The 17,776-nt window shown below is 39.9% G+C and carries 20 protein-coding genes; 2 read left to right on the top strand and 18 right to left on the bottom strand.

What is annotated here, in order from left to right:
• The 4 genes from ACTVAI_RS10120 to ACTVAI_RS10105 form a co-directional block, all read right to left on the bottom strand.
• A partial coding sequence (locus ACTVAI_RS10120; protein WP_443486574.1) for a transposase occupies positions 1-140 on the bottom strand: 140 nt, incomplete at its 3' end.
• A gap of 292 nt (positions 141-432) precedes the next feature.
• The gene (locus tag ACTVAI_RS10115) at positions 433-1,443 is read right to left on the bottom strand and encodes a YeiH family protein (RefSeq protein WP_443486572.1); all 1,011 of its coding nucleotides are present in this window, start codon (positions 1,441-1,443) and stop codon (positions 433-435) included.
• A gap of 22 nt (positions 1,444-1,465) precedes the next feature.
• Entirely contained in the window at positions 1,466-2,830 is a 1,365-nt protein-coding gene (locus ACTVAI_RS10110) for an MATE family efflux transporter (RefSeq protein ID WP_443486571.1), read from the bottom strand.
• Positions 2,814-3,296: a GyrI-like domain-containing protein gene (locus ACTVAI_RS10105; protein ID WP_443486570.1), complete on the bottom strand. Its 483-nt coding sequence runs from the start codon at positions 3,294-3,296 to the stop codon at positions 2,814-2,816. Before ACTVAI_RS10105 ends, ACTVAI_RS10110 begins: the two co-directional genes overlap by 17 nt.
• 131 nt (positions 3,297-3,427) lie before the next feature.
• On the opposite strand from ACTVAI_RS10105, the gene ACTVAI_RS10100 reads away from it, so the two are divergent.
• A complete protein-coding gene (locus ACTVAI_RS10100) occupies positions 3,428-4,024 on the top strand; it encodes a CAP domain-containing protein (RefSeq protein ID WP_443486569.1) in 597 nt (198 codons plus the stop codon).
• Positions 4,025-4,072: 48 nt separating this feature from the next.
• Here ACTVAI_RS10100 and ACTVAI_RS10095 read toward each other — a convergent pair whose 3' ends face one another.
• The 3 genes from ACTVAI_RS10095 to argS form a co-directional block, all read right to left on the bottom strand.
• Positions 4,073-4,303, bottom strand: coding sequence for a helix-turn-helix domain-containing protein (locus ACTVAI_RS10095; protein WP_443486568.1), 231 nt, complete (start codon positions 4,301-4,303; stop codon positions 4,073-4,075).
• A complete protein-coding gene (locus tag ACTVAI_RS10090) occupies positions 4,287-5,324 on the bottom strand; it encodes a D-alanyl-D-alanine carboxypeptidase family protein (protein ID WP_443486567.1) in 1,038 nt (345 codons plus the stop codon). The genes ACTVAI_RS10095 and ACTVAI_RS10090 overlap by 17 nt, the downstream gene beginning before the upstream one ends.
• Before the next feature lie 64 nt (positions 5,325-5,388).
• Positions 5,389-7,080 (bottom strand): arginine--tRNA ligase, encoded by a 1,692-nt coding sequence (gene argS, locus ACTVAI_RS10085; RefSeq protein WP_443486566.1) that lies wholly within the window; start codon positions 7,078-7,080, stop codon positions 5,389-5,391.
• Positions 7,081-7,310: 230 nt separating this feature from the next.
• Between argS and ACTVAI_RS10080 the strand changes: the two genes are divergently transcribed.
• Complete coding sequence (locus ACTVAI_RS10080; protein ID WP_443473405.1) at positions 7,311-7,742, top strand: DUF2188 domain-containing protein; 432 nt, start codon at positions 7,311-7,313, stop codon at positions 7,740-7,742.
• Here the strand turns inward: ACTVAI_RS10080 and ACTVAI_RS10075 are convergent.
• From ACTVAI_RS10075 to gatC, 11 genes are all read right to left on the bottom strand, one after another.
• Positions 7,739-8,038 carry a barstar family protein gene (locus ACTVAI_RS10075; RefSeq protein ID WP_443473406.1) on the bottom strand — a complete coding sequence of 100 codons (300 nt, stop codon included), beginning with the start codon at positions 8,036-8,038 and terminating at the stop codon, positions 7,739-7,741. The genes ACTVAI_RS10080 and ACTVAI_RS10075 overlap by 4 nt on opposite strands.
• Positions 8,039-8,040: 2 nt before the next feature.
• Entirely contained in the window at positions 8,041-8,517 is a 477-nt protein-coding gene (locus ACTVAI_RS10070) for a ribonuclease domain-containing protein (protein ID WP_443473407.1), read from the bottom strand.
• A complete protein-coding gene (locus ACTVAI_RS10065; RefSeq protein ID WP_443473408.1) occupies positions 8,514-8,939 on the bottom strand; it encodes a hypothetical protein in 426 nt (141 codons plus the stop codon). Before ACTVAI_RS10065 ends, ACTVAI_RS10070 begins: the two co-directional genes overlap by 4 nt.
• Positions 8,940-9,031: 92 nt before the next feature.
• Positions 9,032-9,547, bottom strand: a complete 516-nt coding sequence (locus ACTVAI_RS10060) for a CarD family transcriptional regulator (protein ID WP_443473409.1) — start codon at positions 9,545-9,547, stop codon at positions 9,032-9,034.
• A gap of 170 nt (positions 9,548-9,717) precedes the next feature.
• Positions 9,718-10,575 carry a sugar phosphate isomerase/epimerase family protein gene (locus tag ACTVAI_RS10055; RefSeq protein WP_443473410.1) on the bottom strand — a complete coding sequence of 286 codons (858 nt, stop codon included), beginning with the start codon at positions 10,573-10,575 and terminating at the stop codon, positions 9,718-9,720.
• A gap of 24 nt (positions 10,576-10,599) precedes the next feature.
• Positions 10,600-11,778 carry a Gfo/Idh/MocA family protein gene (locus ACTVAI_RS10050; protein ID WP_443473411.1) on the bottom strand — a complete coding sequence of 393 codons (1,179 nt, stop codon included), beginning with the start codon at positions 11,776-11,778 and terminating at the stop codon, positions 10,600-10,602.
• Entirely contained in the window at positions 11,768-12,634 is an 867-nt protein-coding gene (locus ACTVAI_RS10045; protein ID WP_443473412.1) for an AraC family transcriptional regulator, read from the bottom strand. The genes ACTVAI_RS10050 and ACTVAI_RS10045 overlap by 11 nt, the downstream gene beginning before the upstream one ends.
• A 468-nt stretch (positions 12,635-13,102) precedes the next feature.
• Positions 13,103-14,086 (bottom strand): diacylglycerol kinase family lipid kinase, encoded by a 984-nt coding sequence (locus ACTVAI_RS10040; RefSeq protein ID WP_443473413.1) that lies wholly within the window; start codon positions 14,084-14,086, stop codon positions 13,103-13,105.
• 475 nt (positions 14,087-14,561) lie between these two features.
• Positions 14,562-15,992, bottom strand: coding sequence for an Asp-tRNA(Asn)/Glu-tRNA(Gln) amidotransferase subunit GatB (gatB, locus tag ACTVAI_RS10035; RefSeq protein WP_443473414.1), 1,431 nt, complete (start codon positions 15,990-15,992; stop codon positions 14,562-14,564).
• Between the two features lie 12 nt (positions 15,993-16,004).
• Positions 16,005-17,459, bottom strand: coding sequence for an Asp-tRNA(Asn)/Glu-tRNA(Gln) amidotransferase subunit GatA (gatA, locus tag ACTVAI_RS10030; RefSeq protein WP_443486565.1), 1,455 nt, complete (start codon positions 17,457-17,459; stop codon positions 16,005-16,007).
• Positions 17,456-17,761 carry an Asp-tRNA(Asn)/Glu-tRNA(Gln) amidotransferase subunit GatC gene (gatC, locus tag ACTVAI_RS10025; protein WP_443486564.1) on the bottom strand — a complete coding sequence of 102 codons (306 nt, stop codon included), beginning with the start codon at positions 17,759-17,761 and terminating at the stop codon, positions 17,456-17,458. The genes gatA and gatC overlap by 4 nt, the downstream gene beginning before the upstream one ends.
• Between the last annotated feature and the right edge of the window lie 15 nt (positions 17,762-17,776).

The following is a 17,776-nucleotide window of genomic DNA, read 5'->3' as shown; positions in this document are numbered from 1 at the left end:
ATTTCATGGAGGATACGCTTCAGGGTTTCCTCGACCTCCCCTTGGAGGATTTTGTTTCGGTACTTCGTTCCCCAAACGATATGATAGTTCAGGTTGTAAACAGAAGTCCGACCATGTGTGAGTTTGTTTTCTTTATTCATATGCCAATTATACCACTTATTTTTTTACCATGTGTAACGATATCTATTGAAAATAAAAAAGAAAGTGGGCATTCATCACGGCCTTGAAAGACCGTGTTTCCTGCCCACAATCAAAAAATAAAGAGTGGGAAAAAAGGCGTTTAGCCCCGGATTACTGGAGCGAATAAGCGGAAGATGGTCGCAGACCGTCTGAGCATTATTCGTGAAGTGACGCCGGGGCTGCCTTTTTGAGCACGTTTACGAAGCAAATATTCGGTTAAATAGAGAGGGCTGGGAGTTATTTCCCAGCTCCTTAATTCACATAGTGCAAAATGCCTGCTTGGGCAAATAATGAGACAATAACTACTGAAACATCAATGATGACACCCGCGACCATGGGCTTGATTCCCACCCCGGCAATTTCTTTGAAACTTGTTTTCAATCCGATAGCAGCCAAGGCCATGGATAAAAAGAATTTTGACAGGAAAGAAATGATAGCAATAGTGGAATCTGTTAACATTCCTGTACTTCTAATGCCCACAACTGCCAAGAATCCCAGTATAAACCAAGGGAAAATCTTCCGGACACTCACTTTTTCTGCTGCTTGCGATGGCGTTTCTTTCTTGGCATAAATCCATGAAAAAATGAGAACAATCGGGACGATAAATAAAGTTCTCGTCAGTTTTACGACAGTCGCCAATACACCTGCTGCTTCGGAAAAAGCATATCCAGCCGCAACGACCGATGAGGTATCATTTACAGCCGTTCCAATCCAAAGTCCATACGCTGTATCACTCAGTCCCAGCATTTGGCCAATCCAAGGAAATGCAATGACTGTTAGCATATCAAAAATAAAAGTAGCCGATATTGCATAAGCGATGTCACGGTTTTTAGCGTGAATGGTTGGGCCCAATGTTGCTACCGCTGTTCCCCCACAGATTGCCGTACTTATTGAAAGGAGACTGGCCAACTTCCAATTGATCTTGAATACTTTTTTACAAATATAGCCCACTCCAAAAGCAGTAACTAAAGTGAACATCATCAAAACCAGCGCATATTTCCCTGCTTCAATAACTTGGGAAAAACTTAGCGTAATCCCAGCCAGAATAATACCTGCACGCAAAACTTTTTTAGCGGACCAATTTATACCATTGTCATAACCATCTGTGCGGGCAACGAATGGATTTAACAACATTCCCAACAGCAGCGCAATTAGGGTTCCACCCAGAATTCCGGAAGGAAGAATTGCACTGACCACATAAGCAACAGCAGCAATTCCTGCAGATAGAACAATTCCTCGAAAGTTTTTATTAGCATCAGTCATATTAACTTTTACATCCCCTTGTTCAGAATTTTTCATCCCCATAAAGTGGTTCTATATAGTGCTTGTTAACAAATTTCATGTAACGAATGCCCAATAACAGTGCGGCTATTTCTGAAATAAGGAATGCCCACCAAATATTGTTGATGTTCCCTGTTAAAGACATTAAATAGGCGATTGGTAATAGTAATACAAGTTGACGAATCATCGAAATAACCAAACTATATTTCCCTAAACCGAAAGCTTGGAAAACAGATCCGAGTACAATACTGGCACCGGCTAAAATGAAGTGAATACTGATAATACGTAAAGCTGGTTTCCCAATCGCAATCATTTGCGGGGAAGCATTAAACAGTCCCAGTAAAAATTCAGGAAATACCTGAAAAACAATAAATCCCGTAATCATTATGATTGATGCATAACGAATGGCCAAACTGACCGCTTCTTTTATCCGATCAGGCTTACGTGCACCTAGGTTATAACCGATAATCGGCACCATCCCATTGTTCATCCCAAAAACAGGCATGAAGACGAAACTTTGTAGTCGAAAATAAACGCCATAAACGGCTGTAGCCGTTGAACTGAAACCAATCAAAATATTATTCATGGCAATATTCAATAAGGAACCAACGGACATCATGATCATAGTCGGCACGCCAACAGAGTAAATCTCCTTGATGATTGCCATTTTTGGTTTGAAACTCTGCAATGACAATTTAATTTCATGGTTATATTTTAGATGGAAATATAAACCAATTAAAGCACTGGAAAATTGGCCGATAATGGTTGCCCATGCTGCCCCAGCTGTGCCCATAGCAGGGAGGCCAAACCAACCAAAAATCAGAATAGGGTCTAAAACGATATTAATAATAGCGCCGGAAGCTTGCGAAATCATCGAGTAGAAAGTCAATCCCGTTGATTGTAGAAAACGTTCAAAGGTTATTTGCATGAAGCTACCAAAACTAAATATTGATACAATGCGCAAATAATCGGTTCCGTGCGCGATAATTTCGGGATTACTTGTTTGGGCATTAAAGAATGCCGGCACCAGGAACAGTCCGGCAATCAAAAAGATTAATGAATGTATGATATTTAAAAACAAACCGTTACCGGCAGTGATTCCTGCACCTTCTGGATTCTTTTGTCCTAAACGACGAGAAACCAAGGCATTGATCCCAACCCCTGCACCACCTGAAATTGCAATCATCAGGTTTTGGATCGGGAATGCCAAGGTTACTCCCGTCAAGGCTTCTTCACTGATTTGGGCTACAAACATACTATCAACAATATTGTATAAAGCTTGTACCAGCATCGAAATCATGACCGGTACTGACATTTTAATTAATAAACGACCAATGGGCATGGTGCCCATTTTATTCTCTTTCTCCATTTACATCCTCCAAGATAGGAATCAAGATTTGTGTCAATAGCAACTCGTCTTGAACCTCTTCATTCAAATATATTTCTTCTGACTCCCCTGTCGTTTCAAAATGATTCTCTTTTAACCACTCATCCATCTCACGATATACATGTGGAATTTTATTGTGAGGTCCTTGATGAATACAGGTGAGGTATAAACCCGCTGCTTTTTCGGAAGTTGTAATTTCTTCTTCGCCAGCCATCCTTTCAAAAGTTGGATATCCCGCCTCCATATCTACGTCTTTTTTAGAAAATGAATGATAGGTCACAAAAAAATCGCCTGCTGGGCGGGCATCTATAAGATTAAAATATGCAATGACTTTTTCACGTGCCTCTGCCATTTCACCTTTCAATTCTTTTAACGGAACGTTAGACCTGACAACTAAACTCGCCATTGGAGGACGTTCTATCACAAGCCAATCGCTGATTCGTGGCATTTCATTCTCCTTCTTTCTCTAAAGTTTTTCCCAATCAAAGCATAGCATATTTTAATAACCAGCTCTATCAATTGATTTTATTAGGGTCTGAAAAAGCCCTTTGCTATAATAGTTAAAAAGGGGATGATGATATGTGGCGCAGCTTTAAACGAATAGTAACTTTGGTAGTGCTTTTTTTAGTTGCGTGGTTTGCGTTTGAGACAGGTTTTATACAAGACACCCTCGTCCCCAAATTGAACGAATTTCTAATTACCAAGGAAATTCAGCAAGAAGAAAACCTCCCGCAATCTTCCTTCATGCGTACCCCCATCGAAACGACGACAGAAATCGATATCGAACTGATCCGGAACACTATTTTTAACCTTACTAATGATTTAAGACATGAACAAGGTGTTGGCCAGCTCACGCAAAATGAGTTGCTGATTCAAGCCGCTGACACTCGTGCTTTAGAAACAGAACAAAGTTTTTCCCACACTCGCCCCAATGAAGAACCTTTCCATACCGTTTTGCAGGATGTTTACGAATACCAAATGGCTGGTGAAAATCTGGCAATGGGAACTTATCATGGTACGGATACCGAAATGGCTTCTTTCTTATTTGAGGGATGGGTGGAAAGCGAAGGCCATTATCAGAACATGATTGAGCCTGGGTTTACTGAAATAGGCGTCGGTGTCCATTATGATGGTGAGATGCTTTATCTCGTGCAAATTTTCGGAACACCATTTTGATAAATCGAAAGGCCAGGACCGCGTCCTGGCCTTTTGTCTACTCACTTCTTAGTCTTCATCTTTTATATCAGGATCTTCCGGGATTGGCGTTTCCAGATATTCATCACGCGCCCGCTTCTGTTTTTCTAATTCCTTCAGGAAAAGATTAAATTGTTCGCGATAAATGAATATTTCGTCATCGACTTTTAAATAGCGGATTTGTTTTTCGCGCATAAGGCGAATAATTTCACCTACGGGTAAATCCAAATAATCCGCGGTTTGTTCAATTGTCAAATACATGGTCTACCCCTTCCGCCAGCTGGCGATATATATTGGCAGCGTCCTGAATATGCAACGGCTCCTCAATATGACGGTCTTGGTAAACTGGGAAATCAGGTATCGCGTCCGCCCCTGCCGTCACCAAGACATATTTCTTACCATCAATTTGTGCTAGGGAAGCCAGGCAGAGACCCGCTTGTTCCGTAAAGCCGGTCTTCCCACCAATCATTAACCCTTTTAGTTCAGGTAGCTTCAGCAAAGGATTAAAGATGGTACTGTTCATGATAAAGCCTTCATTATTATAATTGGTGGCAGGCACCTCATGTTGCAAGGTAGTAAACACTTCATAAAAGGTGGAATTTTGCAGAGCAGTTAGAACAAGTTTGGCGATATCTGCGACACTGGAAATATTTTCCGGATCATGCAATCCCGTGGCATTCGCATAGTGTGTGCGAGTCATTCCTAATTCAATGGCTTTTTGATTCATCAAAGCGACATAATCCGCCTCGGACCCTGCAATGAGATAGGCCAAAGCCAAGCAAGCATCTGCTCCTGATGGTAAAATAGCACCGTATAATAATTCTCGAACGGTCGTTTTTTCTCCTGCCTCGAATCCACTGATTGAAGCACGGGCTTCAAATAAACCTTCGAAATATTCTTCCTGCATGATGATTTCTTGATCAAAATCCGTCAAATAATCCAGTGCTACAGCCACCGTCATAATTTTAGTTAAGGAAGCAGGGAAGACTATTTCACTACTTGCTTTTTCGGCTACTGTCTCACCGGTTTGAAAATCAAGCAAAATTACGTTGGGACTATTTGTTTTTGATAAATCTACCCGATTGCGGTTTATTTCTGGAATCACGGTTTCTGGTAATGATGGTTCTTTAACATCTTCTTTTTCAATTAAATGACCCGAATTTATAAAACCGACTGGCTCTGTTTTTTGATAAAACGAGTAGGTACTAATCACCACTAAACTCATAATCGTATATCGGACAAAACGTAATTTCCGCTTTTTCTTTTTTCTATTTCGTTTCATTGGTCTTCCCCTCCTTTCTACTAAAAGAAATAGACTACTTCATAAGCAGTCTATCTCCTCTTATTTACATTCTATCAGGCGCTTTTACGCCTAGTAAACGTAAGCTCTCTTGCAAAACAACACTTGTTGCTTTAACCAGTACAAGACGGGCATTACGGGCATCATCTTCTACTAATACTTTGGTGTTTGCATAATAGCGATTAAACGCCTGTGACAAATGCAATGAATATTTCGCAATTACGGATGGTTCGAATTTTTCAAAAGCAGTCATGACAATATCAGGGAAGCTATTGATTAATTTCAATACATCCCATGCATAGTCATCAGATAAATTAAGTGAAGCATTTAAATCTAGTTCGACATCAGCTTTACGCAGGATACTTAATGCACGGGCATTTGTGTATTGAACATAAGGACCGGTTTCACCCTCGAATTGCACAACTTCTTCAAGAATAAAGTCAAAGTTATTCAGACGATCATTTTTCAAATCGTGGAAAACAACAGCACCGATACCAACTTGTTTAGCAACTTCTTCTTTATTTTCCAAAGTTGGGTTCTTTAAGTTGATTTGTTCCAAAGCCAAGGAAGTTGCCTCGTTTAAAACTTCTTCCAACAAGATTACTTTCCCTTTACGTGTGGATAGTTTTTTACCACCTTGGGTAATCAAACCAAATGGGATATGGTGCATATTTTCAGCCCAATCATAGCCCATTTCCTTCAACACGGCTTTCAATTGTTTAAAGTGGTTAGACTGTTCATTCCCTACCGCATATAAAGAGAGTGCAAAATCATATGTACGTTTACGATAAATTGCCGCTGCCAAATCACGGGTAATATACAAAGTAGCTCCATCTGATTTTTTAATCAAGGCTGGATTCAAGTTGTACTTTTCCAAATCGACAATCGTGGCGCCACGATCTTGAGTCAAAATATCTTTTTCTTCCAACAATTCAACAACTTCATCCATTTTATCGTTATAGAATGCTTCACCATTGAAGGAATCAAATTCAATTTCAAGCATGTCATAAACGCTCATGAATTCTTTCAAAGATTCAGAGCGGAAACGTGTCCACAACTCAGTTGCTTCTTCATCGCCATCTTCTAATTTTTTGAACCATGCACGTGCTTCATCTTCCAACTCAGGTTGTTCTTCAGCAACTTCATGGAAATGAACGTAAAGTTTCAAGAGCTCTGCAATGGGATCTTGCTCAACTTTTTCTTTATCGCCCCATTTTTTATAAGCGACAATCAATTTACCGAATTGTGTTCCCCAGTCACCTAAGTGATTGATTTTAATGGGCTTAAAGCCAACTTTTTCAACAATGTTTGCCAATGCATTACCGATTACCGTAGAACGCAAGTGTCCCATTGACATTGGTTTCGCTATGTTCGGTGAAGACATATCGATTGGAACATTTTGTCCTTTTCCGAAGTCTGAATTACCAAAAGCACTTTTTTCATTGGTAATTTCTTTCAATATTTCGGCACTGATTAAATCTTTATTTAAGAAGAAGTTTAAGTAAGGACCAACTGGTTCCACTTTTGCGATAGCCGGATTATTTATTTTTTCTGCTAATTCTGTTGCGATCATTTGCGGTGCTTTGCGGAAAACCTTTGCCAAAGAAAAAGCTGGGAAAGCAATATCCCCATGTTCTGAGTGTTTAGGTTTTTCCAACAAATCCAATACTTCTTGTTCACTTAAGTGTTCAGCAACATGACCATGTAGTTCGGTTGCGACTAATTTTTTTAAATCCATTGTTATGCTCCCTTTTTTTTCATTAAAAAAACATCCCCCTTTGCCCCTGCAAAGAGAGACGTTGGTTCGTTGTCCTCTAAATGAATAACTGTAATACTTGAATAAGAATAAAAAACGGCTCTGTATCCATACTAATATAGCAAGAAAAATCAGGAAAGTCCATTGCTTCTTGCAAAAAAATGGCATCTGGATACAGTTTCTTTTACAATTGACTAAAGGAGTGGATGATAATGCCCTGGACTGAAAAGGATTATCCCGATAGTTGGAAAAACTTAGATGCCGATACCAGACGAAAAGCCATTGATATTGCTAATGCGATGTTGGAAGACGGGTACAAAGATGAAGATGCCATCCCTATTGCCACTGCACAAGCCAAGAAATGGGTGGCAGATGCCACCACCTCCGAAAAAAGAAAGCTCAAGAATAAAGATTTAAAAGACCATAAAACAAATCATAATAACAAGGGACCCGAGTATATTGAAAAAGATGTACATGTACGTTACGTGTCCGACAAAGAGCATTGGGAAATAAAAACTGAAGGTGCAGAGCGAGCCTCGGAAACTTTTCCGACCAAACAGGAAGCGGAAAAGCGGGCAAAAGAAATCGCTGATAAACGCGATACGAAAGTAATATCCCACACCAAAAAAGAGACAGAATCCTAGAATTCTGTCTCTTTTTCATTGAAGGTATAGGCATACACAATTGTTATTGCATCATTGGCTTCATTCAATTCATCGAACAAGCGTAATAGAGCCTTGCCGTAGCGTCCGAGGTTTTTTTCTATCAAAATAGGATCTTGGATTGTAATCACTTTTTCTGAAAAGTTGGTCGATAGGCTATCCCATAAGGCATCCAGGTTTCTACCATAATATTCCGGGAGTTCCAACTTATCTTTCAGGATTGTATGAGTCGTTGCTTTGTCAACAAACTCGCGCCCGTCCAAAAGAATATTTTTCATGTCTACTCCTCCCCATATAAATGTTCAAATGATTCATAATGATCATCGGTATAATAGATCAAACCATCATTTGAAAACACAATACGCTCTGCATTACGATAGCCACCTTGATAATTAATATCGGCCTCATAATAATCGCGACCGGACTCCTCAGGTAACAGTCCTTCACGGTTCCCGAAATAATCGCCTCCGATTGACATCCCTTCCGCTACTTCCCATAAGTTTCCTTTAGCATTATCCCAACCCAGTTCCCGCGCTTCATTCTTGGTTAGATAATTAGGGGGCAGTTCTTCATAAAGATAAATGTATTCAGCGACTTCCTCTTTACTGGAGTACCATTCTTCGTAAATAACCGTTTCAGCAACAGCTGGAGTACTTGATTCAGTTTGGACGCTTTCTTCAATTAGTCCAACGCTTGTACAGGCTGTTAACAGGAATAAAAGAAAGGCCCAAAACGAGAATTTTTTTAATTTCTTCACGTCTTCTTCACAAACCTTTCAGAACAGGACGGACATGTAATGGCAATCTTCCCTTTACCTTTGGGAACACGTATTTTTTGCCCACACTTTGGACATTTGTAGAAACGGTGCGTTTTTCGTTGATTAAATCGCTTGTGCTTACGCTCGGCAAGATTACGTTGCCCATTGAAATAGTTGATGATTTTATTTCGTATTTCGTGATATTTGCGATTGTGTTGGTAAAATTTTTGTTTGTCTTTCATGAAAGTACGGATGTACATCAAGATAATGAGAATAAATCCTATCCAAATGATAATACGATTACTGAATAAGAACCCAAGCACCCCAATTATCGATCCTGTTTTTAATAAAAAAGTTGATAAATCATCAATGCCATTGGATTGGCGCATGATATTTTGAAACCACTGCATAAATTTGTTCATTATACTACTTCCTTTTTTCTTTTTTCAATATTATCTAGTATAACAAAAAAACTGCTCATATTTCACAATTGAAATTTGAGACAGTTATATAATTATTTACTTTCGATAATAGCTTCTACTTTATTTTCGACGTACTCGCGTACTCTACCTGTCGACATATCAAAAACAACTGCAAGCTCACCATAGAGCAAGTCTTCAGCTTTACGTAGGAAGAACTTGTCGGTTTGGCCCATTTTTTTATTTTTTTCTTGCGCTATAACGCCTTTTTGATAAATAGATTTAATTAACTGAACGAGGTCTTCGCAATTATTTTCTTGGAGTGTCTCAGTGTATTTATTCTTCAAAATTGCCGCGTTTGTAGGGCCCCCTGTTTCAGCTTTAATCAAAGGAATTTGTGTAATTAAAGCTTCTGCTGTTTCTTTCGAAATAACGGGCCGCATAAAGACTTTCGTATCAACTGGCGTATAAACTTTACCATTCCGAGAGACTGGCTGAAGGACATAGTAGGCTCTTTCATTTCCTGATTTCGTAAAATCAAGCATCTCAATTGCCTCAATCTGGCACACGCCTTCATTACCATAAACAACATAATCATTAACTTGATACAATGGTATTCCTCCTTATAGATTTGAAAATAATAACAAGAGCCGGATTCTCCGCCTCTCATTTCAAAATCTTATATACACATTATACCATGTTTGTTGATTTTTAGTAAGCTTCCTCATTTCATACACAAAAACCCCTCTGGAGAAGCTGTTTTCTCCAGAGGGGTCAAATTTTAGAATAATTCTGAGTAACCCAATTCAATCAAGTGATCATAGGAAATTTTCAAACTTTCAAATGGATCGACTCCGTATGTATCATCTTGTTCAACCAGCAAGTAGCGAACGCCTGAGGACAAGGATTCTTCAATGATTTCTTTCAAAGGCATTGTTCCAGTTCCTAACTCAGCAAATTCTATCAAGTTAGTGAAGGCATGCATAAACGGATCCATTTCTCCTTTGAAAAGAGCATCCACAGCCTCTTGCGGAATAGCACCGACACGGTAATCTTTCAAGTGAATCAATTCCACTTTCCCTTTATAATCCCGGATGACTTCCAATGGGTTTGCCCCACCGCGTTGAATCCAGTGAACATCCAATTCAAAGCCCAACAATGGTGCTTTTTCACGAATGATATCCAGCAGTGTTTTTCCATCGTACTTACGGAACTCAACATGGTGGTTGTGATAGTAAAGCGTAATGCCATCTTCTTTTAATTTTTGCGTTACTTCATTTACTTTTTCACAAAATTCCAATACTTTTTCCAAACTTGCCATTGCCGGCATAGGTAGCATACCAATCCGCAATAAGTCTGCCCCGACTGCTTTACAATCAGCAACGATTTTGTCGTAGTCAGTAGTTAATGATTCCGCACCTTCTTTTTGTGGTTCCAAAGATGCTGACATGGACGCAATTTCCATTCCAAAGTCTTTTGTAGCTTTTTGGATTGCCGCAATGTTTTCAGGAGTAGTATCGACTTGAGAAATTTCAATGGAATTGTAACCAATTTCAGAGAGTCTCTTCATTGTTTCATAAATGCCGATTTCTTTAATTTGTTCTTTTACCGTTGAAGCTTGAACACCAATTTTAGCCATGTTTTCTAGTCCCTCCGATTATCATTATGCTCTTGTTTCGAATTTTCCTTCTTCTGCAATGCGTTTATTCAATTCTTCCAAGTATAAATCTGAATCATGATCGTATTCAACTTCTTTACCTAACCATTCTGATAAATGCATGGAGTTAGCCAAGCGTACACCATTAATCCCTTCAGAACCTGGTGCCAACAATTCAGTTCCATTGACAATATGGCTTGCGAAGTTGTTGAATACTTCGATATGTTGATCACCCATTTTTTGTTGGAATTCTTCTGTTGTAACAGAGTACATTTCATCTGCATTCAATTGGCCCATGAAAAGTTTCATAACGTCTTCCATTGCCATGTTTTCAGACAATTCTTCTTCAGGTTTAACCAGTTGTGTGACGATCAATTTCTTGGATCCTTCCACAACGATTTTTCCTTTTGAACCGAAGATTTCAAGACGGTCTGTACCAGTCAAGTCATTTGTACAAGTAATGAATGAACCAGTTGCGCCATTACCGAAGTCAAGCAATGCATTCACTTCGTTTTCTACCACGATATCACGGCCTGCACCGTATTTCATTTTAGCAAATACTTTTTCAGGTTTTCCACAAATCCATTGCAACAAGTCTAATTGGTGAGGTGCTTGGTTTACAAGAACGCCGCCGCCTTCTCCGCCCCAAGTTGCACGCCAGCTGCTTTGGTTGTAATAACCTTGTGGACGCCACCAAGTCGTAATGATCCATGTCGCACGTTGCAATTCACCGATAGCGCCTTCTTCCATTAATTGTTTAACGCGACGGTACAATGGATTTGTACGTTGGTTAAAGAAGATAGCAAATGTTGTTTCTGGATTTTTTTCTGCTGTTTCAATCAAACGTTTAACTTCTTTTGTATAAACACCCGCTGGTTTTTCCCCCAATAGGTGAATGCCACGATTCAATGCATCAATACCCATTACACAGTGATCGTAATGAGGAACAGTGGTAACGATCGCATTAACAAGTCCTGAATCAAGTAAGTCTAAATAGTTATCAAAAAATGGTAGGCCAGGGAAATCCTCAGCAACTTTTTCCTTTTTAACTGGGTCGTTGTCACAAATTGCAACCAACTCAATCAAATCTGAATTCAAACGCTCATCTTGTGTTTTGAAGAAGTTTGCGTACATGCCACCTTCTGCCCCATATCCAATAATTCCTAATTTAACTTTATCTACCATTTTCCGATTCTCCTTGTTCTATTATATTTTTTCGATATTCACTAGGTGTTACACCAATATTTTTTTTGAAAAAGCGACTAAAATGCGCTTCGCTTTTGAACCCGCAATCCACTGATATTTCCCGAATAGGTTCATTAGGTCTTTCTATTAAGTAGTTACGGGCTTGGGAAAGCCGATAATTCATTAAGTAATTCATTACTGTATTACCAGTAATGTCCTTAAACAAATGTGACATATATGATTTTGTCAACCCTACTTCATGTGCCACATCATCAATCGTTATTGAATGATGAAAATTAGAAAATAAGTAATTCGAAATCTTTTCTACCATTTTCGTTTTTTCATCCCGTTGTGTGTCTTCTTTATGAACACGCGTACTTTTTGACTCGTACATGTAAATGAGAAGTTGCGCAACCATCATTTTGATTTTAGCTTCTTCAATAGAAGAAAGGTTTCTTCCTTCTTCCACCCAAAGGTTTTCGATATCACGAAACATGCCTTCAATGATTGCTTCGCCTTTCTTTGGAAAATGACGAATCAAACCATTCTTACTCTCATTGAATAAGTTTAATACCTCTTCAACATGCAATTCCTGTAATAATGGTTGAATCCATTCTGTCTTAAATTTCAAAACAGAGCGTTCATATGCTAGGGGATCACCAAAAACATAGGCTTTGTGTACAACGTTACCATCGAGCATCAGTAAGTTACCTGGTTGCAGATAATAGAATTGATTTCCAACCAGGAAACGACAATTCCCTCCATGCAGTAATACCAACTCATTGGAATCATGGGTGTTGAAATCCAATTCATAAGTAATTCCCTTTATCCTGGTGCCAACCAATAAATTATCCAAAGTCGACTTCCCCTTTCAACGTCCTGTCATCATTATATACGTTAACCGTTTTCATAACCATGACTATTCCTGTTTTCTTTTGCCTTAAGTTTGACTCAAAATGTGTTTTTTGTCAAAACATGGTAATAATCGGGCCTAAAATAACTAAATTGCGCCTGTTTAGTTATTTTAAAGCCAAAAAAAATTGCTATTATTAACAATATATATCAGATTAACTAATTTAACGATAATATTATTCTTGTTATTCTTGGTGTTTATCCCTATATTGACTATACTAAAATTTTAGAACTTTTTTCACAAACCTTTAACGTCATATAGGGAACCGGTTTCTGTTTGATAGACTCCTATCAACTCCAAAAAAGAAAATACCCTTTTCCACATTCTGGGGATATTTAGCGGGAGAATGAGTTGCATGGAATTAACAATATACACAAAGGCACCACTCAATTATCGAGTGGTGCCTTTGTCTTATTGTTCATTTTCTTCTTCAAGCTGATTCACGGTTTCCATAAAGGCATCTCTTGGCTCTTGTGGTTCAAGTTCACCAATAGGTTCAAAATAATTACCAATGATATTGATGTGTTGTTGATGATTTGTAAAGGTTACGGGGGCATCGCCACCGTATTCGCCATCAAGGTTCAACATCAAACGATGGCCATCCCGTGAACGTACTTTAACAAAATTCGTTTTTGCGTAAAGGACTTGTGGATGATCGATGTGCTTGCCACCATTCAAAACGGCTGCAATGATTTGAAGTATTTCAAATATATTGGCTGTTTTTATAACGAATAACGAGAACTTCCCATCCCCTAACATGATATTGGGATCGAGCATTTCAAATCCACCAGTGGAATTTGTCATTGCTACAAAAAACATCGATGCGGTTCCGTCGTACTCCCCGCCTTCATATTCAATATGCATATGGATAGGACGAACACTTGGTAACAATTCCGCCCCTTTTACTAGATAGGCTAAATAGCCGAACGCCGTTTTTAATTTTGCCGGAACTTGGTAGGTTAAATCCGTTAAATAACCACCGGCTGCAATGTTTACAAAGTATTGATCGTTTGCTTGCCCAATATCCATTGGAATCACATTGCCCGCTGCGATAACCCGAGCAGCATCCAATAAATTGTTGCGTGGTATTTTCAATGCGCGTGCATAATCGTTGGTCGTTCCCGCTGGAATGATACCCACTTTTGGACGTTTTGGTAGGCCTGCGATACCGTTAATGACATCATTAACCGTTCCATCCCCACCTGCTGCAACGATTAAATCAAACCCATTTAACGCCGCACGCCTCGCTTCATTTGCGGCCGAATTGGGTTCTGGTTTTGTAGGAAAAGCACTGGCTTCATAGCCCGCATCTTCCAATATTTCGAGGATATCCAACATATTCTTTTTTAATTGTTCCCGTCCTGAAGACGGATTATATATGACTCTAGCTCTCATCTATGATTGCCCTACTTTCAACTATCTACTTTCTACAATCAGATACGTTGGCTATTATAACATATTGGAGAATGATTGACACACAAGGAGCCCATCGTAGGAAACAAAATGGTTTTCCTTATTTTAGTGCCTACTGATGATTTTAAATTACGGGAAAATTAATAGTTATGTCCAATCGCGTGTACAAAAAAAGAGGTTCTATTATTTATAGTGTTGGTAGGTATTCTTCGCGGAAATCCCGAAGGACGGTGGGGTTGCTTGTGGCCGTGTCCAGGATGCAATGCGAAAGTAGGGACCGTTGATGCTTCAGCGTCTACGGTCCCTTTGAGGCTTGCAAGCCCGGAGACTACAGGCTCGGGGCGGTCCCACGGCAGTACACAAGCAAACACGCAGGCCGAAGGGCATTTCCTTCACCAACACCAGATAACCAAGAACCAAAAAAGGATGACTGAGCACGCTCAGTCATCCTTTTAAATTATCTCTTGCCTAATTCTTCAGCCAACAGTTTGTTAACCATACCCGGGTTCGCTTGGCCTTTTGTTTGTTTCATAATTTGACCTACCAAGAATCCTTTAGCACGATCTTTACCTGCCTTGAAGTCATCGATTGATTGTTGATTAGCATCCAATACGCTATTGATGATTGGTAACAATGCGCTTGGATCAGACATTTGAATCAAGCCTTCTTTTTCAACAACTTCTTTAGCATTGCCACCTTTTGTTGCCAAAAGACGGAATACTTTTTTGGCAATTTTCGAGCTGATTGTACCATCTTCAATCAAGGTAATCATGCCTGCCAAGTTTTCTGGCGTTAGTTTCGTTTCTGCCAACTCAACTTTTTCGCTGTTCAAGTAAGCAGATACTTCACCCATCAACCAGTTTGAAGCTTGTTTTGGATCGCCACCAGCCGCAATTGTTGCTTCAAAGAAATCAGACATTTCTTTTGATAGCGTCAATACCATGGCATCATACTCCGGTAAATCATATTCAGATACATATTTTTGACGACGTTCTTTTGGCATTGCTGGCAATTCTGCGCGTACTTTTTCGATCCATTCTTCAGAAATTTCCAATTCTGGAAGGTCTGGTTCTGGGAAGTAACGGTAATCACTTTCCCCTTCTTTAACACGCATCAAAATTGTTTCGCCCGTTGTTTCATCGATACGACGTGTTTCTTGTTGAATCACGCCACCTGCGTTCAATACGCGTGCTTGACGTTTTTCTTCAAATGCAAGACCACGGCGAACAAAGTTGAAGGAGTTCAAGTTTTTCAACTCTGTCTTTGTACCGAATTTTTCTTGGCCGTAAGGACGGATTGAAATGTTCGCGTCGCAACGCATTGAACCTTCTTCCATCTTCACGTCGGAAACGCCTGTATACATGATGATCTCACGGATTGCTTCCAAGTATGCGTATGCTTCTTCAGGTGAACGCATATCTGCTTCGGAAACGATCTCGATCAAAGGTGTTCCTTGACGGTTCAAATCGACATAAGAGTAACCGTCGGAACCGTGCGTGTTTTTACCAGCATCTTCTTCCAAGTGGACACGTTCGATGCGGATTTTTTTCTTTTTACCTTCTACTTCGATTTCAATCCAGCCATTGTAGCCGATTGGACGATCCAATTGCGAAATTTGATATGCTTTTGGATTATCTGGGTAGAAGTAGTTTTTACGGTCAAAATGCGTTTCGCGATTGATTTCACAGTTCAAAGCTAAAGCAGCTTTCATACCGAATTCAATGGCACCTTCATTGATAACTGGTAAAACGCCTGGGTAACCCCAGTCGATAACGTTTGTGTTTGAGTTTGGTTCTGCCCCAAAGTGTGCTGGAGATGGGGAGAACATTTTTGATTCAGTTTTTAATTCTACGTGGACCTCAAGTCCGATGACTGTTTCGTAATTCATCTCTGTCGCCTCCTACAAGTTTGGGTGTTTCGCATGATAGTCATTTGCTTGTTCGAGGGCAAATGCTGCTTGGTAAAGTTTTGCTTCTTCGAAGTAGTTACCAATCAATTGGATACCGATTGGCAAACCTTCTTGGGAGAATCCGCCTGGTACAGAAATGGCAGGAACACCAGCTAGGTTGATTGTAACAGTCAATAAGTCGGACATGTACATTTCAAGCGGGTTGTCGCTCTTTGAGCCTAAATCAAATGCTGTTGTCGTTGTTGTAGGTCCCAAGATAAAGTCGTACTCGCTGAAAATGCGCTCAAAGTCGCGTTTAATTAACGTACGTACTTGACCCGCTTTCTTGAAATAAGCATCGTAGAAACCTGCACTTAGTGAGAAAGTTCCTAACATGATACGGCGTTTTACTTCCATACCGAAACCTTCAGAACGGCTCTTCACATAGATATCTTCCAATGAGTTAACATCGTCAGCACGGTGACCGTAACGGATACCATCGAAACGTTGTAAGTTAGAAGATGCTTCTGATGAAGCAATAATGTAGTAAGCTGGAATACCATAAGATAGTGTTGGCAAACTTACTTCTTCAACGGTTGCGCCCATTTCTTCAAATTGTGCAGCCGCTTTGCGAACTGCATCTTGAATTTCAGCATTTACACCTTCTTGGAAGTATTCTTTTGGCAATGCTACTCTCATGCCTGCTACTTTACCGTTCAAGTTTGCGCTGAATTTAGGAACTTCAAGTTTCGCACTTGTGGAATCACGTTTGTCATAACCACTGATTGCTTCCAATAGCAATGCATTATCGGTAACCGTGCGTGAGAATGGTCCGATTTGGTCCAAGCTTGAAGAGAATGCGATTAAACCGTAACGAGAAACACGACCATATGTCGGTTTCATACCAACGATACCGTTAAAGGCAGCTGGTTGACGGATCGATCCACCCGTATCTGTTCCTAAAGAACCCAGGATTTGACCGGAAGCTACAGCTGCTGCTGAACCACCGGAAGAACCACCAGGAACTTTGCTCAAGTCCCAAGCATTTTTTGTTTTCTTGAAGTAAGACGTTTCGGTAGAACCACCCATAGCAAATTCGTCCATATTCAGTTTACCGACGTTGACCGCACCGGCTTCCTTCAATTTTGCCACAACCGTTGCGTCATAAATCGGAACAAAATCTTCCAACATATGGCTGGCAGCTGTTGTTGTTAACCCTTCAGTAACAATGTTATCTTTGATTCCCAAGGGAATACCGTTCAGAACATTGCCATCTGCATAACCACGCGCGTCTGCAGCTTCTGCTTGTTTTAATGCTTCTGCTTCGTTCAAAGCAAGGAATGCTTCAACTTTTGAGTCAGTTTCCGCAATACGTTTGAATGCTTCTTTGGTTAGTTCAACAGAAGAAAATTGTTTATTTACTAACCCTTCGTGAAGGCTTTTCAATGTTTCAGTATATTTACTCATGCGCCCTCCACCTCATTATCTAAAATTGCCGGCACTTGAATCATGCCACCTTCCGCTGTTTTAACATTTTTGAATAGTAAGTCACGATCAGTTCCTGGTTCAGCCACGTCTGGACGCATTACGTTCTTCAACACTACACCATGTGTTGTTACTGGAACATCTGTTGTATCAACGCTATTCAGTTGTTCAACCATATCCAAAATATCGCTCATTTGTTCGGTAAAGTGTACAATTTCTTCTGGTTTAAATTCAAGTTTAGCCAGTTTTGCTACATGGCGTACTTCTTCTTCACTAATTGCCATTGTTTCCCCTTCTTT

The organism is Jeotgalibaca sp. A127 (assembly GCF_052266745.1).
GTDB lineage: Bacteria > Bacillota > Bacilli > Lactobacillales > Aerococcaceae > Jeotgalibaca.
This window is presented reverse-complemented; position numbering and strand designations above follow the sequence as displayed.

Bases quoted from the DNA above. Each gene is read 5' to 3' on its own strand.
- ACTVAI_RS10115 (WP_443486572.1), bottom strand. From the start codon at position 1,443: ATGACTGATGCTAATAAAAACTTTCGAGGAATTGTTCTATCTGCAGGA.
- ACTVAI_RS10110 (WP_443486571.1), bottom strand. From the start codon at position 2,830: ATGGAGAAAGAGAATAAAATGGGCACCATGCCCATTGGTCGTTTATTA.
- ACTVAI_RS10105 (WP_443486570.1), bottom strand. From the start codon at position 3,296: ATGCCACGAATCAGCGATTGGCTTGTGATAGAACGTCCTCCAATGGCG.
- ACTVAI_RS10100 (WP_443486569.1), top strand. From the start codon at position 3,428: ATGTGGCGCAGCTTTAAACGAATAGTAACTTTGGTAGTGCTTTTTTTA.
- ACTVAI_RS10095 (WP_443486568.1), bottom strand. From the start codon at position 4,303: ATGTATTTGACAATTGAACAAACCGCGGATTATTTGGATTTACCCGTA.
- ACTVAI_RS10090 (WP_443486567.1), bottom strand. From the start codon at position 5,324: ATGAAACGAAATAGAAAAAAGAAAAAGCGGAAATTACGTTTTGTCCGA.
- argS (WP_443486566.1), bottom strand. From the start codon at position 7,080: ATGGATTTAAAAAAATTAGTCGCAACCGAACTACATGGTCATGTTGCT.
- ACTVAI_RS10080 (WP_443473405.1), top strand. From the start codon at position 7,311: ATGCCCTGGACTGAAAAGGATTATCCCGATAGTTGGAAAAACTTAGAT.
- ACTVAI_RS10075 (WP_443473406.1), bottom strand. From the start codon at position 8,038: ATGAAAAATATTCTTTTGGACGGGCGCGAGTTTGTTGACAAAGCAACG.
- ACTVAI_RS10065 (WP_443473408.1), bottom strand. From the start codon at position 8,939: ATGAACAAATTTATGCAGTGGTTTCAAAATATCATGCGCCAATCCAAT.
- ACTVAI_RS10055 (WP_443473410.1), bottom strand. From the start codon at position 10,575: ATGGCTAAAATTGGTGTTCAAGCTTCAACGGTAAAAGAACAAATTAAA.
- ACTVAI_RS10050 (WP_443473411.1), bottom strand. From the start codon at position 11,778: ATGGTAGATAAAGTTAAATTAGGAATTATTGGATATGGGGCAGAAGGT.
- ACTVAI_RS10040 (WP_443473413.1), bottom strand. From the start codon at position 14,086: ATGAGAGCTAGAGTCATATATAATCCGTCTTCAGGACGGGAACAATTA.
- gatB (WP_443473414.1), bottom strand. From the start codon at position 15,992: ATGAATTACGAAACAGTCATCGGACTTGAGGTCCACGTAGAATTAAAA.
- gatA (WP_443486565.1), bottom strand. From the start codon at position 17,459: ATGAGTAAATATACTGAAACATTGAAAAGCCTTCACGAAGGGTTAGTA.
- gatC (WP_443486564.1), bottom strand. From the start codon at position 17,761: ATGGCAATTAGTGAAGAAGAAGTACGCCATGTAGCAAAACTGGCTAAA.